Source organism: Rivularia sp. PCC 7116 (assembly GCF_000316665.1).
In the GTDB taxonomy this organism is placed as follows: domain Bacteria; phylum Cyanobacteriota; class Cyanobacteriia; order Cyanobacteriales; family Nostocaceae; genus Rivularia.
Map to the genome: position 1 here is coordinate 6878072 of NC_019678.1, position 16228 is coordinate 6894299.

The 16228-nt window shown below is 34.6% G+C and carries 11 protein-coding genes; 3 read left to right on the forward strand and 8 right to left on the reverse strand.

Annotation, left to right across the window (positions count from 1 at the left end):
• Positions 1-247 precede the first annotated feature (247 nt).
• From aqpZ to RIV7116_RS26505, 7 genes are all read right to left on the reverse strand, one after another.
• Positions 248-1024, reverse strand: coding sequence for an aquaporin Z (gene aqpZ, locus RIV7116_RS26470; protein ID WP_015121399.1), 777 nt, complete (start codon positions 1022-1024; stop codon positions 248-250).
• A 151-nt stretch (positions 1025-1175) separates the two neighbouring features.
• Positions 1176-2450 carry a Y-family DNA polymerase gene (locus RIV7116_RS26475; protein WP_015121400.1) on the reverse strand — a complete coding sequence of 425 codons (1275 nt, stop codon included), beginning with the start codon at positions 2448-2450 and terminating at the stop codon, positions 1176-1178.
• Positions 2451-2581: 131 nt separating this feature from the next.
• Positions 2582-2941 carry a LexA family transcriptional regulator gene (locus RIV7116_RS26480; RefSeq protein WP_052330887.1) on the reverse strand — a complete coding sequence of 120 codons (360 nt, stop codon included), beginning with the start codon at positions 2939-2941 and terminating at the stop codon, positions 2582-2584.
• A gap of 454 nt (positions 2942-3395) precedes the next feature.
• Positions 3396-4871, reverse strand: a complete 1476-nt coding sequence (locus tag RIV7116_RS26490) for a mechanosensitive ion channel domain-containing protein (protein ID WP_015121403.1) — start codon at positions 4869-4871, stop codon at positions 3396-3398.
• A gap of 33 nt (positions 4872-4904) precedes the next feature.
• Positions 4905-5909: a hypothetical protein gene (locus tag RIV7116_RS26495; protein ID WP_015121404.1), complete on the reverse strand. Its 1005-nt coding sequence runs from the start codon at positions 5907-5909 to the stop codon at positions 4905-4907.
• A 330-nt stretch (positions 5910-6239) separates the two neighbouring features.
• Entirely contained in the window at positions 6240-6566 is a 327-nt protein-coding gene (locus RIV7116_RS26500; protein WP_044291205.1) for a cyclic nucleotide-binding domain-containing protein, read from the reverse strand.
• A gap of 68 nt (positions 6567-6634) precedes the next feature.
• The gene (locus RIV7116_RS26505; RefSeq protein ID WP_052330853.1) at positions 6635-7558 is read right to left on the reverse strand and encodes a mechanosensitive ion channel family protein; all 924 of its coding nucleotides are present in this window, start codon (positions 7556-7558) and stop codon (positions 6635-6637) included.
• A 432-nt stretch (positions 7559-7990) separates the two neighbouring features.
• Between RIV7116_RS26505 and RIV7116_RS26510 the strand changes: the two genes are divergently transcribed.
• The 3 genes from RIV7116_RS26510 (at position 7991) to RIV7116_RS26515 (ending at position 15043) form a co-directional block, all read left to right on the forward strand.
• Positions 7991-11137, forward strand: a complete 3147-nt coding sequence (locus RIV7116_RS26510) for an ATP-binding protein (protein WP_015121405.1) — start codon at positions 7991-7993, stop codon at positions 11135-11137.
• 49 nt (positions 11138-11186) lie between these two features.
• Positions 11187-11426: a hypothetical protein gene (locus RIV7116_RS37225; RefSeq protein ID WP_015121406.1), complete on the forward strand. Its 240-nt coding sequence runs from the start codon at positions 11187-11189 to the stop codon at positions 11424-11426.
• Positions 11427-11602: 176 nt separating this feature from the next.
• On the forward strand, positions 11603-15043 hold the full coding sequence (locus tag RIV7116_RS26515) for an ATP-binding protein (RefSeq protein ID WP_015121407.1): 3441 nt from the start codon (positions 11603-11605) through the stop codon (positions 15041-15043).
• A 68-nt stretch (positions 15044-15111) separates the two neighbouring features.
• Here the strand turns inward: RIV7116_RS26515 and RIV7116_RS26520 are convergent, their stop codons facing one another.
• Positions 15112-15687, reverse strand: a complete 576-nt coding sequence (locus RIV7116_RS26520) for a hypothetical protein (protein ID WP_015121408.1) — start codon at positions 15685-15687, stop codon at positions 15112-15114.
• Between the last annotated feature and the right edge of the window lie 541 nt (positions 15688-16228).

The window sequence follows — 16228 nt, forward strand, 5'->3', positions numbered from 1 at the left end:
TATTCAGTGATGATTTCACATGACTGGAGACGTAGCACTGTGCCCTGTCTCTACACAGATTTCAGATTAATCGCAAATTGGAGGTAAATATAATTCATAGCTTAATTCAGCAGCGCCAAAAACCCGGTTGAGAAACAAAAATAGCGAGCAAGATGCCCGCACTAAATAAGAAAATAAATTTGTAATTAAAAAAACTGATTCTCTAGCCAAAAGATTCCAGAACACTTTGTTATTCAGACTGCTAATATTAACCTCTAACTCCAGATAAATCTCTTTCTACTTCTTCAACTTTCGGAGCATCAAAAACATTTGAATAAACGAATCCAGCCGCTATTGCTCCTAAAATTGGCGCAACCCAAAACAACCATAATTGTGCGATCGCCCAACCACCAACAAATAAAGCTGGAGCTAAACTACGAGCGGGATTTACGGATGTATTGGTAACGGGAATGCTAATTAAATGAATCAGAGTTAAACCCAAACCAATTGCCATTGGTGCTAAAGCTGCTGGAGCGCGATTATCTGTTGCACCTAAGATAATCATTAAAAACATGAAGGTACAAATGAATTCAGCAACAAAACAAGACAACAATGTATAGTTTCCTGGAGAATGCTCGCCGAAACCATTAGCTGCAAAACCGCTGTCAACTAGGCTGAATTCAGGATTACCAGTAGCTATTAACGCTAGTATTCCAGCACCTGCGACTGCACCAAATACTTGAGCGCCCATATACATGGGTAATTCCCTTGAAGGGAAACGTTTCGCAACTGCTAAGCCTATAGAAACTGCTGGATTTAAATGGCAACCAGAAATATGTCCAATAGCATAAGCCATTGTCATTACAGTTAAACCAAATGCTAGCGAAACACCTACCAATCCAATACCGAGGGGGAATGCAATTTGGTTACCTATTGTTGCAGCATCAGCAATGAATCCAGCAGCCAAAACTGCACTACCGCATCCACCGAATACAAGCCAAAAAGTACCGATAAACTCAGCTAAACACCGTTTAGTTAGTGGCATTTTTTCTTAAACCATTAATTTTGGTGATATTGTACCAGCGGTATTGTTTTTTGAGATACTAATTTATATTTGTTTAATATCAAGTTAAATTAATTACTTACTATATAGCTAAAAATTTAATAATCTTTGACTGCCAATTACCCATTACCAATTACCCTACTTTTGGTAATTCATCCCAGCTAGTAGTATATTTCGGCGATTTATAGTCAGCTTTCATCTGCCATTTTTTACGTATTCCCGATGATGCAAGCTGTATTGTTTCGCGTCCGTAACGGTGATTAATTGTGTCCATTACTTGCATCAATCCTTGAGAGCGTTTTTTATCTGGTTCGCTTTTTTCAAATAGGGATAATTGTTTTTCACCTTCTGGTGTTAATCCAAGTAAAATTACTCCAGCTTTCTTGATTTTATATCCTGGCTCAAATAGATTTTCTGCCACTTTTCTGGCATTATTAACTAATTCTCGACTGTCGTTGGTAGAAGAAAAGAGGTTAACTGTTGTACCCCAGCTACGGTAAGGTTGGGATTTATCATAGCTCCCGGTGCGGAAAAATACTGTCATACTAGCTGTTTCTAGTTTACTTTGACGCAACTTTTCACCAGCACGATAGGCGTAAGCAGAAAGTGCTTCTTGTAATTCTGCTAATGTTTCAACAGCTTTGCCAAAACTACGAGTTACTGCGGTTGATTTTTTAGAGTTTGGCATTTCCGCTAAAGGAATGCAGCTAGTACCATTTAATTCTAAAACTGTCCGCAAACCCACTATACCGCGTTCTTTACGTATCCATTTTTGGTCGGTTTTTTTTAGTTGTAAAGCGTTATGAATATTGTTTTTTTCTAAAAGCTTTGTATAAGAACTTCCTACTCCCCAAACGTCTCCGACTTCAGTTCTTTGTAAGGCTAAATCAAGATAGGGAGAATTAACTAAATTTAAAACACCTTTGGCTTTATTCGATTTTTTCGCAATCCGATTGGCGACTTTTGCTAAAGTTTTGGTTGTAGCAATACCGATAGATATAGGAATACCGGTAAATTGTTGAACCTTCTGTTTGATTTCGCGACTGTAAGCGGTTAAATCTTGATTTGTAAAACTAGTAAAATCAAGGAAAGCTTCGTCAATGGAATAAATTTCTAACTCTGGCGTATATTCAGCCAAACATTGCATTACTCTTTGGGACATATCACCGTACAAAGTGTAATTTGAAGAGAGAATAGCTAAATTATATTTATCGCGATATTCCCGCAATTTAAAAGCAGGTTCGCCCATTTTTATTCCCAAAGCTTTGGCTTCGTTTGAACGTGCGACTACACAACCATCGTTATTAGATAAAACTACAACCGGACGATTTTCTAATTTAGGATTAAAAACACGTTCGCAAGAACAATAAAAATTATTGCAGTCAACTAAAGCGATGATTTGAGACATTTTGATTTATAAAATTTGGGTTATTGATTACTTGTATAGGTAAGTGTATGAAACATCAAATATTAACTTCACCCTACCTTGAACTTCCCTCTCCTTGCTAAGGAGAGGGATTGAGGGTGAGGTTTTTAGCCTTACCGAACTAATTCGTGAATTACTTTAGTAACCACACCCCAAATACTAAAATCAATATCTTCTGTAATTTTGATATTTTTTTCTGTATAACTAGTCTTGATATATATTTCTTGCTTGATTTTGATAAATTTTCTCACAGTTAACTCTCCATTAAACACAGCAATAATGATTGAATTATGCTGAGCTTCAATGCTGCGATCGACGATTAACAAATCACCATCGTAAATACCAGCATCAGCCATTGCATCCCCAGTCATCCTCATAAAAAAAGTGGCTGCTGGATGCTTGACTAAGTAACTATTTAAATCAAGTGTCCCTTCTAAATAATCTTGTGCAGGGCTTGGAAATCCAGCAGACATTATCAAGGTAATAAGTAAAGGAGAAGTCAATAAACTGAGAGGAATATCTCCAATCAAGATATGACTATATGTTGTTAAATATATCTATAGCAAAAATAAAACAAGCTAAAAATGATACTAGAATACAATTGCTTACAAATATGTTATTCAAAAGTATTATTTGTAAGACAAATTACAATATGTTGGGTTACGAAGCGCAGATTAATTTTTATTTGATAACTATTATTTTCGTGCGTCTAACCCAACCTACAACTTAGATTAATGAAGGAACGCATTGATAATGTTTTAAGTGTCACGCACCAACCGGGTATTGTGACAATTGCGTAAGTCCTGAAAATAACTTGAATTCATGACAACGATTAATGGTGCGTGACGGCAAAGTTAATTTATTCCGTTATGCTTAATAAATGATAGTAGCCGTCACACACCCTACAAATAAAAACAAGAGAATAAATTAAATTTCAAACAAAGTGTTTATGCGGCTACGAATCCACTTAAACATACCTTGTTCGGAATCAATTTTCTCTGGTAGAATTCCCATGCTTGCTAAAGATTCGCTACGGGTTGCAAGTTCTGCGGAAATTTGATCTGCTAATTGAGGATGATTGGATAATAGTCTTTGTAAATTGGTATGGTCTACAACAAATAAGGTTGTTTGTTCGTTTGTACGTATACTAGCAGAACGGGGAATCCCCATTAACAGTGCCATTTCTCCGATGAATTCACCAGCATGACGGTTGACGATATGCTTGTTAAGCTTCTCGGAATAGATTTCTACAGAGCCAGAAAGAATAACGTAAAACGAGTTACCGGGATCTCCTTCACGACAAATAACTTGCTCTGGGGGTAACATCTGTCTGAAACCCTGTTCGATTAATTCTCGAATTTGTCGGGGAGTACAGTTTTGGAAATAACTAATTTGACGCAGTAAATCTTTTAAACTTTGAGTTCCTGAAGAGTTAGAAGCGGTATCTGGAATTTTTGTTTTAGGGGAATCGTTAGAAACATTGCTGTCTGAGACTTTTAAGTTACCAGCGCCTTGAAATAATTGAATTAAATCTTGAGGATTCTTTAGATGTAAATCCCTTTGAGGGAAAGGAATATTAATATTCCGCAGATTTAATTCATTTTCAATAGAAAAATTTAAGTCGCTTTTAAATTGAGGAATACCCGGTGGCTCATCTACCCAAACTAATAGTTCAAAGTTCAAGGAACTATCACCAAATTCTTTAAACCAAACTTTAGGAGTGGGTTGCTTTAGTACGCGGGGGTGTCTTCTCGCTGCAGCTAAAAGTGCTTCGGTGACTAAGGTTGTATCGGTACCGTAAGCAACTCCTACCGGAATGTGAACTCGACATTTTTTATCTCGATAACTCCAGTTAACAATATTATTTTCGATAAACTTTTGATTGGGTACAATTACAAAAACATTATCTAAAGTACGAACTACTGTAGAACGAATCGAAATTTTTTCTACAATTCCTCGTAAATCATCAACTTCTACTAAATCCCCAACTTTTAAAGGCTGTTCAAATAATAGTGTAATACCGCTAATAAAATTACTCGAAATATTTTGCAATCCAAAACCAATACCAAGCCCTAATACCCCAGCAATAACAGTTAAGGAACTGAGATCGATGCCAGCACCTCTAAGAACAATCAAAAAACCTATTCCAGCAATCAAGTAACCAACGACTGAAGAAATTGCTTCTTTGGTACCTCTATCAATCTTAAATCGGCTTAATATAGTCTTGCTAATTAACCGGCTGATAAGACTACCGATAATATAAGCAATAACGGCATAAAAAATGAGTTGGAGAAATAAATCTAGAGTAAAAGATTTACCATCATCCAACTTAAAAAGTTCTGCTTTATATATATCCCGGAAAAATACCAGAATATTTTGTCTTAGTTGCTGAAACCATCCCATAGGTTAACCAGTAAGATATTCGACTGATGAATGCTAGTTATGAATATACTTCTCTAGCTCGAAAAACTCAATCAATTTTTCCAAATTTGTGTCGGCAGCAGTAGGCGTTAAAGCTTCTATTTGTTCAATTGTTTGCTCGTTGAGGTGTTTAAATACTTTTTCCTTTAAGATTAAAACAACTTCTTCAGGCAAACCTTCTAATTCCCGATTTAATCTGGCTAAGCGTCCTTTTGCAAAGCTAATTTGAAATTTTGCTCTTTTCAATAACCGCTCTCTTAAGTTTTCATATACTTCCTTATTATTGCTGCTGTCTTCTTTTTTAGTTAAAAATTCTTTGATTAAGGGTATTATATCTGGATTCTCTTCTAAAAGTATCAAACTGCCTTCTTGAAAATAAGCTGCAATTCCATCTATACCCAATCCACCGATATCTGCTAGTGCAATAATACGCGCATTTAATAATATTTGTTCTTCTGAATTATATAAATCTGGCTGATAAATAGAATTATCGTTAGTGTCAAAATAACAAATGGTAGCCGAAATTGATTTTCGGATTATTTCTAAATCTGATTGTGTAAATAAAGCAGGAAGTTCGGGATTTTCTAAAGTATATTTTTGATTTAAGTGTTTTATAAATTCGATTAATTTATTAATTGTAGCATTTTCGCTAACTCCGCTTTCTCGCTGCCTTGCTGTTTGAGGAGATTTTAAAGGTAAAAATTCTTGAATCATGTCATGACTCGCCGCACAAATGTCAATCAAATATTTCGCTCGCTTACTGTCTGATGAATCTGACTGATAACAAATTTGATTCCAAAAAGGTTTTATAGCATTGAATATTATTTCCGCTCGGCGTTGAACAGCTTCTGCATGAGCATGATTGTGGAAATACAGTTGTTTTTTTTCTGCTTCTTTTTTAACTTCTGTAAAGGCAAATTCTTTGATAACCGAAATAGCCTGTTCAAAGTTTTTTGGTATTTCCTGCCAAATTTTGCTGTTATGTTTTTCTAAAATGGTTTTATCTTGATTGTTATTCATAGTATTGTTTCTTACAAAAAATCATCTTTTGAAAGACTTTAAGAATAATATAATAAAGTAATTTTGCTGATATTGCCCACACTAAAAATACTTATTGTTTTGTAAAGTTTTGTATTGCAATATTAATTAGAATTGATAGAAATATCTCTATAGAGATAGATTCATTTTTAATAAGTAGCAAAAATTAGAAATCCGATAACTCTTTTGAACAATCTACGCAGTTGCTCTTACTACTATGGAGGTAGGCTGTATTTGTATCGCTGTAGCCTTATAGTATCGGTTGAAATATTTGCTAATAATTTCAATCTACGCCTATTAACTATGCTAAATTTACAGTTCAAAAATAGCATTGAGTCGTTTACGAACCCAATTTAAAACAGTTTGTTCTGAATCAATTTTATCTGGTAATATACCCATATTTTCTAAAGATTCCCTACGCTTAGATATTTCGACAGAAATTTGCTCTGCTAATTGAGGGTAGTTGGATAGCAGTTTTTGTAAATTATCGCGATTGACTACAAACAAGGTAGTATCTTCTAAAGTTCGGATACTAGCAGAGCGAGGAATTCCCATTAATAAAGCCATTTCACCGATAAATTCCCCAGCTTTTCTTTCCGCAATACGTTTATCAATTTTTTCGGAGAATATTTCTACCATACCGGATAATATAGGAATCCGGTTTGATTTCTGAATAAAATTAGGTATTTGTAGGGTGTGTTACGGCTTTAGCCTAACGCACCGGAACCAATACCCGATGGTGCGTTGCGCTCCGCGACAACACACCCTACGTATTTTTCAATAATCAAATAGTTTATCCAAGCTACTAACTTGAATTTTAAGGTGCTGGCAAATTTTTTGAACAATACTTTTGGTGGTGGCTCTGATAGAATATTATTCTGCTGGCGAGCCGCTGCTAACATTGCTTCTGTGACTAAAGTTGTATCGTTTCCATATACTAATTCTATATTTACTTCTACGGGGCATTTACTTTTCCCATAGCTCAAATTGATAATTTTATTTTGAATAAAATCAGAGTTAGGAATAATTACGAAGGTACCATTTAGCAATTTTATTGCTGTAGAACGAATTGAAATTTTCTCAACTATTCCTAATAAATCATCTATTAGAATTAGATCGCCAACTTTTATCGGCTGTTCAAATAGAAGCGTAATTCCGCTGATAAAGTTAGCAGCAAGCTGTTGAAAACCGAATCCGACTCCAATTCCTAATACACCAGCAATTACAGTCAAAGAACTGAGATTTATTCCCGAAATCTCTAATACAATCAGAAATCCAAGTCCAGTTAATAAATAACCGATTACAGAGGCAACAGCTTCTAAAGTTCCTCTATCAAAACCAAATCTAACTAATAAAGTTCGTCGAATAAACTCACGTAAGAATCTAGCAACTAAATAAGCAATAAAAGCGAATAGAATCAGCTTTGATAGAGAAGCTAGAGAAACAGGTTTATCTTCTAGTTCAAATAATTTAAGGTTAAAAGTTTTGTTAGTAAATCGCCATACTTGTTGCAGTTTTTCAAGCAACCATTGCTGAATAATTGCAGTCAGTGAGATTTCGCTTTCGATAACTGGTTCAATTTCTTCTACTAAAAACAACTTTAATAAAAATCTTACTGGGTTTAAAATCAACTTAGATAACCTCCCAAATACTAATATTTTATAATTTCATAAGCATAGTCTAATCATTTGCAATATCAATAAGCATATATTTATTAGTGTTTACTTTAAAATTTTTGTTTCTTAGATCAAATCTAATAATTGTATATACAAATACTAAAATATTCGCCAGTTCGTATTTATAGTCTTCTAATAATCTTTCTAGTCTACTCTGTTAGGCTTTATCATCGCTAATTGTATTTTATTATGCATTTGTCTCAGGGTTGACTTATTCCAAATAAAATGCTCTCGCAAAAAAAAATAATTGAATTGGAATAATTCAGAAATAATACCTATAACTCAAAATAACATGTAAAATATATAGAAAATAAAGGGTCATCGCTACAACAAGCAACTAGAATTCATATAAAAAAATGAATCAGTAGTAGAAATAGGGGGTAGCTAATGGTTGCAGAAAAAATTGAAAATCAGTCAGTCAATGGAAAAAATAAAGGTTTCTTTGATAAGATAGCTAGATTGAGAAATAGGATTCCTTTACGTACCGTATTAGTCGTTCCATTCGTATTACAAATTTTTGGCACTGTAGCATTAGTAGAGTATCTTTCTTTTAAAAATTCTCAACAAGCAGTAAGTGATGTTGTTTCTCAATTACGGAGCGAAATTAGCGATCGCATCAAGCTACATCTAAGCGATTATCTAGAAACACCACATGTAATTAATCAAAGCAATCTTAAATCATACCAGATAGGTATATTGAATATCGATAATCAAGATGCACTTTCGAGGCATTTTTGGAAGCAGAAGCAAGTATATGATGTTAATGCTGTTTATTTTGGTAATAACAAAGGTGGATATGTTGGTGCAGAGCCAGGTAACAAAATTGCAATAACTAAAGATTTTACTGTAGGTGATTTTCTATTTTACAGTAGCGATGCTCAAGGTTTTAAGGTCGGTACTCCAAAGCTAGTTAGAAACGATTATAATTCTTTAATGAGACCTTGGTATAAAGCTGCTGCTACTAAGAAAAGCCCGACTTGGAGCGAAATTTATACATATAGTGATGGTACCGATGTTGCTATAGCGGCTGCAACTCCTGTTTATAGCAATAACGAATTGCAAGGGGTTTTATCTGTTGATTTATCCTTAAATCAAATTAATAATTTTTTACGTGCTTTCAAAGTCGGAAAGTCTGGCAGAACTTTTATTATTGAGCGTAATGGAAAAATAGTTGCTTCTTCTACTACAGAGAAGACATATTTTAAAGATGGAAATGATTTTAAGCGTTTAAATTATAGCGAGAGTTCTTCACCTTTAGTTAAAGAATCTATAGAATTTCTGAAACAAGAATTTAATGATTTAAGTAATATAGAAACGACTCAACAGTTAGAATTTAATATAGAAAAAGAACTTCAATATTTACAGGTAACGCCATTTAAAGATGAATATGGCTTAGATTGGTTGATTGTTGTTGTGATTCCCGAAGCCGATTTTATAGCAGGAATTAATGCTAATCAACGCAATACAATTTTATTATCGTTACTGGCTTTAGCTATAGCTATAGTAATTGGTATCATTACCGCAAGAAGAATTTCTCAGCCAGTTTCACGTCTCAATCAGGCAGTAAAAAAGATTGCTGAAGGGAATTGGGAAGGAACGGAAACTGTAAAAGGTTCGCGGATATCGGAAGTAGGAGAGCTAGCAAACTCTTTTAACACGATGGCTTCTCAACTGCATGAATCTTTTGAAACTTTAGAACAAAAGAATAACGAATTAGAACGACTAGATAAATTGAAAGATGAATTCTTAGCTAATACTTCCCACGAATTAAGAACTCCTCTCAACGGTATGATTGGTTTAGCAGAATCGATGATTGATGGTGCTACGGGAGAGATAACTAATTTACAGCAGAAAAATCTGCTGATGATTGCTAATAGCGGACATAGATTATTAGAATTGGTTAATGATATTTTGGACTTTGCGAAACTAAAAAATCAAGGTTTAGAGCTTCAGCAAAAAGCTGTAGGAATACACTCTCTAGTTGATGTTGTATTAACTTTTAGCCAATCTTTAGTGGGCAAAAAAGAATTACAGTTAATTAATTCGGTACCAGATAATTTACCTTTAGCTTACGCCGACGAACACCGTTTGGAGCAAATATTATTTAATATTATCGGTAACTCAATTAAGTTTACTGAAAGCGGAAGAGTAGAAGTTGTTGCATCTGAAGATAAAGGAAAATTAACAATTACAATTTCAGATACGGGAATCGGTATTCCTCCGGAAAAACACGAAAAGATATTTGAATCATTTGAACAAGCAGATGGCTCAACTTCGCGAGAATACGGTGGCACTGGTTTGGGTTTAGCAGTTACAAAACAGTTAGTTGAACTCCACGGTGGAACAATTTGGGTAGATTCTGAAGTTGGTAAAGGTTCGAGTTTTAGTTTTACTTTACCCGTAATAAATACAAAAATTCAACCAGAGAAGATTAAAGCAGAAAGTAAAAATTCGCGAGAATCAAATCAACGAAGAAAATTAAAATTATCTAAAAAAACTGCCCAGATTAATCAAGCATCAGCTAACAATATTGCTTCTGTTTCTAATAATAAAGAAAAGGTTGCAAATATATCTAAAAATAGCAAGTATAATATATTAATTGTCGATGACGAACCAGTAAATTTGCAGGTATTGAATAATCATTTGTCTCTACAAAAATATAGAGTTACTCAAGCGTCGAGCGGTGCAGAAGCTTTAGAAATCATTGAAAACGGCGATAAGGTTGACTTAATGTTGCTTGATATCATGATGCCGAAAATGTCTGGTTATAAAGTATGTGCCAAGTTAAGAGAAAAATATGCACCGCATCAATTACCTGTTGTGATGTTAACAGCAAAAAATCAAGTAACGAATATAGTTACCGGGTTTAAATTTGGCGCAAATGATTATCTTACTAAACCCTTTCATAAAGATGAATTACTAACTAGAATAAAATCTCACCTCAAGCTATCTCAAACTAGTAAATCCTACGGTAGATTTGTTCCCCACGAATACCTAAAATTCTTAAGTAAAGACAGCATTATTGATGTAGAATTAGGCGACCATGTAAGTAAAGAGATGGCGGTAATGTTCTCGGATATTCGCTCATTTACGACTATTTCTGAGAGCATGACACCCCAAGAAAATTTCGATTTTGTAAATAATTATCTACGTCAAGTATCTCCGATAATTCGGGATAATACTGGGTTTATTGTCAAGTATCTTGGGGATGGGATGATGGCAGTTTTCCCCAAGGGTGCCGATGATGCAGTTAGAGCAGGTATCGGTAAATTAAAGAAAGTTGAATCACAAAATATTCGCAGAATCGAGAACAATCAAAAACCGATAAAAGTCGGAATTGGGGTGCATTTCGGTCATATGATGGTGGGAATGGTAGGAGAAACCGCCAGAATGCAGGGTGATGCTTTTTCCGATAACGTCAATTTAACCGCACGTTTAGAAAGTTTGACTAAGTTTTACGGAGTTTCTTTAGTCATAAGCGAACAAGCTTTAGCACATTTAACTAACCCTGAAAAATATCAAATGCGGTTTTAGATAGGGTTATAGTCAAAGGAAAAGCGAACCGATAGCGATATACGAAATATTGGATGGAGAAGTAGAAGAAGTTCGTAATTTGAAGTTAGAAACTCTTAGTAATTTTGAAAATGGCTTAGAAAATTATCGCTGTGGAGATTGCGTCAAAGCCAAAGAGTATTTTGAAAAAGTATTAGCTGTTAATAGTGAAGATAAAGCCGCAGCACTATATTTAGAAAGAGTCGAAGAATTGAATTGTAACGGAATTCCTCAAAATTGGTGTGGTGTTTGGGCTATGACGAAGAAGTGAGCAGTGAACAGTTATCGGTTAATAGTTTAATCCCCTCGAAGAATTAGAGGGGGGAGAAGGGGAAGAAGGGGGAGAAATAATTTAAAACTAGTAACTGCTAACTATTAACTGTCAACTGGGAACGAAGATTGCAGAAAAGTAAGTCATAGACGTGTTTGGGATTAGGAGAAACGCTAATGGTTGTAGATAAATTAGGTAGTCAACTAAAGAATGAACAAAAAAGGGGATTTTTTCAGAAGTTAGGCATATCGAGAAATCGTTTACCTTTACGTAGTGTATTGATTATTCCATTTGTATTGCAGATTTTTGGAACAGTGGGATTAGTCGGATATCTTTCTTTTAAAAATTCCCAAGAAGCAGTATATGAAGTTGTCTCGGAATTGCGGAATGAAATCAGTAACCGTATTGAAATACACCTTAAAAATCATTTAGAATCCCCGCATCTAATTAATGCAAATAACCAACAAACGCTGCGAATTGGCATGTTGAGCTTGGAGCAGCCAGATACAATCGCACGTCAATTCTGGCAGCAAATGCAGGTATTTAAGAATGTTAATGTAGTTTTTATTGGTAAGGAAGATGGTGGATATATTGGTGTAGATTCAAGAAATAAGATTACTGCTACTAAAAATTTTCAAGCCGGTCAACTACTAATTTATAATACTGAAGGTAGAGGTAGACGTTTTGGTATACCGGAATTAGGTAATCCCAATTACGATGCTCGTTTAAGACCTTGGTATACAAAAATTAAAAACCAAAAACGTCCTCAGTGGAGCGATATTTATACATATAACGATGGTAGCAATATTGCGATCGCGGCTGCTCGTCCGTTTTATAATAATGGTGAATTTGCAGGCGTACTAGCTGCGGATATATCTTTAAAGCAAATTAGTGAATTTTTGCGTGAGGTAAAAGTTGGTAAAACAGGTAAAACTTTTATCATCGAACGTAATGGCAAAATAGTTGCTTCTTCAACTGATGAGAAAATATATTATCAAAAAAAAGACAAAATAAAACGTTTAAGTGCTAGCAATAGTAATTCCCCTTTGGTGAGTAAATCTGTTAATTTTCTTAATAAAAAATTTGGTAATTTAAACAATATTAAAAAAACTCAGCAGTTACAATTTGACATCAAAGGGGAACGTCATTTTTTACAGGTAACAACATTTAAAGATAGATATGGTTTAGATTGGTTAATTTTGGTTGTTGTTCCCGAAGCCGATTTCATGGCACAGATTAATGAAAATCAGCGCAATACATTATTATTCTGCTTGTTAGCTTTAATCATTACTATTATTATTGGTATTATTACAGCCCGTAGGATTGCTCAACCAATTGCACGCCTCAATAATGCAGCTAAAGATATTACAGAAGGGACTTGGGAAGGAACGGAAACTGTAAAAGGTTCGCGCATATCGGAAGTAGGAGAATTAGCAAACTCTTTTAAGATGATGGCTCATCAACTACATGAATCTTTTGAAACTTTAGAAGATAAAAATAGCGAATTAGAACGACTGGATAAATTAAAAGATGAGTTTTTAGCTAATACTTCCCACGAATTAAGAACTCCTCTCAACGGTATGATTGGGATAGCAGAGTCAATGGTTGATGGTGCTACGGGAGAAATTAGTTCGCCACAGCAACAAAATCTAGTGATGATTGCTAACAGCGGACATAGATTACTAGAACTAGTTAACGATATTTTAGATTTTGCGAAACTCAAAAATCAAAATATTGAACTTCAGCAAAAAGCCGTTGGAATATATTCATTAGTTAGTGTAGTATTAAGTTTCAGCCAATCTTTAGTCGGCGGCAAAGATTTAAAGTTAGTGAATTCGATACCCAATAATTTACCTCTTGCTTATGCTGACGAACAACGATTAGAGCAAATATTATTCAATATTATCGGAAACTCAATTAAGTTTACTGAAAGCGGAAAAGTAGAAGTTTTTGCATTTGAAGATAAAGGAAAACTAACTATTAGAATTTCAGATACGGGAATCGGTATTCCTCCTGAAAAACACGAAAAAATATTTGAATCGTTTGAACAAGCTGATGGTTCAACAGCGCGAGAGTATGGTGGAACTGGTTTGGGTTTAGCAGTCACAAAGCAATTAGTTGAACTACACGGTGGTGAAATTTGGGTAGATTCTGAAGTTGGTAAAGGTTCGAGTTTTAGTTTTACTTTACCCGTTGTAGATAACAAATTTAGTCAAAATAAACCAGAGAATAAAAAGATAGAGGAATTAAATCAACAGCCAAAATATAAGACATTTGGAAAAACTTTTAAAACGCAGAAGGTTAAATTAAACAATATTACTCCCCTCTCTACAGAATCTGCTGAAAATATTCACAAAATATCTTTAAGGAACAGTAAATACCATATATTAATTGTTGATGACGAACCAGTAAACTTACAGGTATTAAACAATCATTTGTCGCTGCATAAATATAGAGTTACTCAAGCATTAAACGGTCGAGAAGCTTTAAACATAGTAGATAAAGAAGAAAAAATTGACTTAATATTACTAGACATTATGATGCCAAAAATGTCTGGTTATGAAGTCTGTGCTGCATTACGGGAAAAATATCCAGCCCATCAATTACCGGTAATCATGTTAACAGCAAAAAATCAAGTTACTGATATAGTTACCGGGTTTAAATTTGGCGCAAATGATTATCTTACTAAACCCTTTCATAAAGATGAATTACTAACTAGAATAAAATCTCACCTCAAGCTATCTCAAACTAGTAAATCCTACGGTAGATTTGTTCCCCACGAATACCTAAAGTTCTTAAGTAAAGACAGCATTATTGATGTAGAATTAGGCGACCATGTAAGTAAAGAAATGGCGGTAATGTTCTCGGATATTCGCTCATTTACGACTATTTCTGAGAGCATGACACCCCAAGAAAATTTCGATTTTGTAAATAATTATCTACGTCAAGTATCTCCGATAATTCGGGATAATACTGGGTTTATTGTCAAGTATCTTGGGGATGGGATGATGGCAGTTTTCCCCAAGGGTGCCGATGATGCAGTTAGAGCAGGTATCGGTAAATTAAAGAAAGTTGAATCACAAAATATTCGCAGAATCGAGAACAATCAAAAACCGATAAAAGTCGGAATTGGGGTGCATTTCGGTCATATGATGGTGGGAATGGTAGGAGAAACCGCCAGAATGCAGGGTGATGCTTTTTCCGATAACGTCAATTTAACCGCACGTTTAGAAAGTTTGACTAAGTTTTACGGAGTTTCTTTAGTCATAAGCGAACAAGCTTTAGCACATTTAACTAACCCTGAAAAATATCAAATGCGGTTTTTAGATAGGGTTATAGTCAAAGGAAAAAGCGAACCGATAGCGATATACGAAATATTGGATGGAGAAGTAGAAGAAGTTCGTAATTTGAAGTTAGAAACTCTTAGTGATTTTGAAAATGGCTTAGAAAATTATCGCTGTGGAGATTGCGTCAAAGCTAAAGAGTATTTTGAAAAAGTATTAGAAATTAACCCAGAAGATAAAGCCGCAGCACTATATCTAGAAAGAGTCGAAGAATTGAATTGTAACGGAATTCCTCAAAATTGGTGTGGTGTTTGGGCTATGACGAAGAAGTGAACAGTTATCAGTGTAATGCCTTAGAGGGGAAGAGGGGGAAGAAATAATTTAAAACTATTAACTGTTCCCTAACTCCTTACCCACAAAGCTAATCCCCCACCTTTTCCTCGTGCGGCGATGTATTTATCTGCTATTAAAAAGTAGGTAAAAAATGCTTGCTGTTTTAAGGTTTGTTGATAAAAGCTGTTTTCTCTATCTTCCCCACCACGAATATAACCTTGATATAATTTTAATCCGGACAAAGATAACTGCATTTTGGTAAAATCGAATGCAAGTATATTTTTCTTTGAAAACTGCACCGGACCTGATAAAACTATTTTTAATAAACCAAATTGGACGGAATTTTCAACGTTTCCTTTTTCTGATGAATCCTCAGATTTGCTGTAGGAAAGTTGAATCTTAACTAGCTTTGGAAGAAATTTCCCTGCTCCTAAAACAACTCCCGCACGCTTTCGAGTCTTTTTAGTTCCAGTAATAAACCCCAGTCTCCAGTTACCGACTAGCTGCGAATAATTATAATCTGCTTTATTTTGCTTTGCTGCTTTTTCTGCTGCAATTAATGCTTTTACTACATCTTCTGATTCAGGTGGTTTCGTAACTTTATTCTGCAAAAAATCCGCAGCTTTTTCGATGGGGGTATACATAATCTTATATATGGTAGCTGGAAAAAGTCTTATTTATGCTCAAGATTAATATTACGCTAATTTAGGTTGATAATTAAAAACCGGTTTTTAATATCAGCACTGAAATAGAATGCAAAATGATTCTGCTCTATTGAATTATCACGGTTTCTCTATAAAGGTGAGCTTTTCCGAATTGCATTTTTATCGACCAAAAAAAAACGATATTTGCGAAAAACCCAACATATGACCCTTCTCCTTTTAACTCCGTAAGACTCCGAAACGATTTAAATTAGATTACCTTATTGTAATATGGCATACATTAAAACGGCTGCTAAATTTCCGCAAATCTATTCATAGTTAAGGTCATATTTTCTTTTAAGACATATAAATTATTTTGGAAAATGATTTATTTGCGAAAGAAGCAAAATCTAGTATTGTGTTCTACTTTTGTCGTCGATTATTTCAGGCTTTTATATTTATAGCCTGCCTAATGACAACGAAAACATAAGCTATACAGGCTCTAAATGCTTGCAAACAACAATAAGGTAGTAGGTATTACTAC

Excerpts from the sequence above, each read along its gene's own strand:
- aqpZ (WP_015121399.1), bottom strand. The coding sequence starts at position 1,024 with ATGCCACTAACTAAACGGTGTTTAGCTGAGTTTATCGGTACTTTTTGG.
- RIV7116_RS26475 (WP_015121400.1), bottom strand. The coding sequence starts at position 2,450 with ATGTCTCAAATCATCGCTTTAGTTGACTGCAATAATTTTTATTGTTCT.
- RIV7116_RS26480 (WP_052330887.1), bottom strand. The coding sequence starts at position 2,941 with ATGTCTGCTGGATTTCCAAGCCCTGCACAAGATTATTTAGAAGGGACA.
- RIV7116_RS26490 (WP_015121403.1), bottom strand. The coding sequence starts at position 4,871 with ATGGGATGGTTTCAGCAACTAAGACAAAATATTCTGGTATTTTTCCGG.
- RIV7116_RS26495 (WP_015121404.1), bottom strand. The coding sequence starts at position 5,909 with ATGAATAACAATCAAGATAAAACCATTTTAGAAAAACATAACAGCAAA.
- RIV7116_RS26500 (WP_044291205.1), bottom strand. The coding sequence starts at position 6,566 with ATGGTAGAAATATTCTCCGAAAAAATTGATAAACGTATTGCGGAAAGA.
- RIV7116_RS26510 (WP_015121405.1), top strand. The coding sequence starts at position 7,991 with ATGGTTGCAGAAAAAATTGAAAATCAGTCAGTCAATGGAAAAAATAAA.
- RIV7116_RS26515 (WP_015121407.1), top strand. The coding sequence starts at position 11,603 with ATGGTTGTAGATAAATTAGGTAGTCAACTAAAGAATGAACAAAAAAGG.
- RIV7116_RS26520 (WP_015121408.1), bottom strand. The coding sequence starts at position 15,687 with ATGTATACCCCCATCGAAAAAGCTGCGGATTTTTTGCAGAATAAAGTT.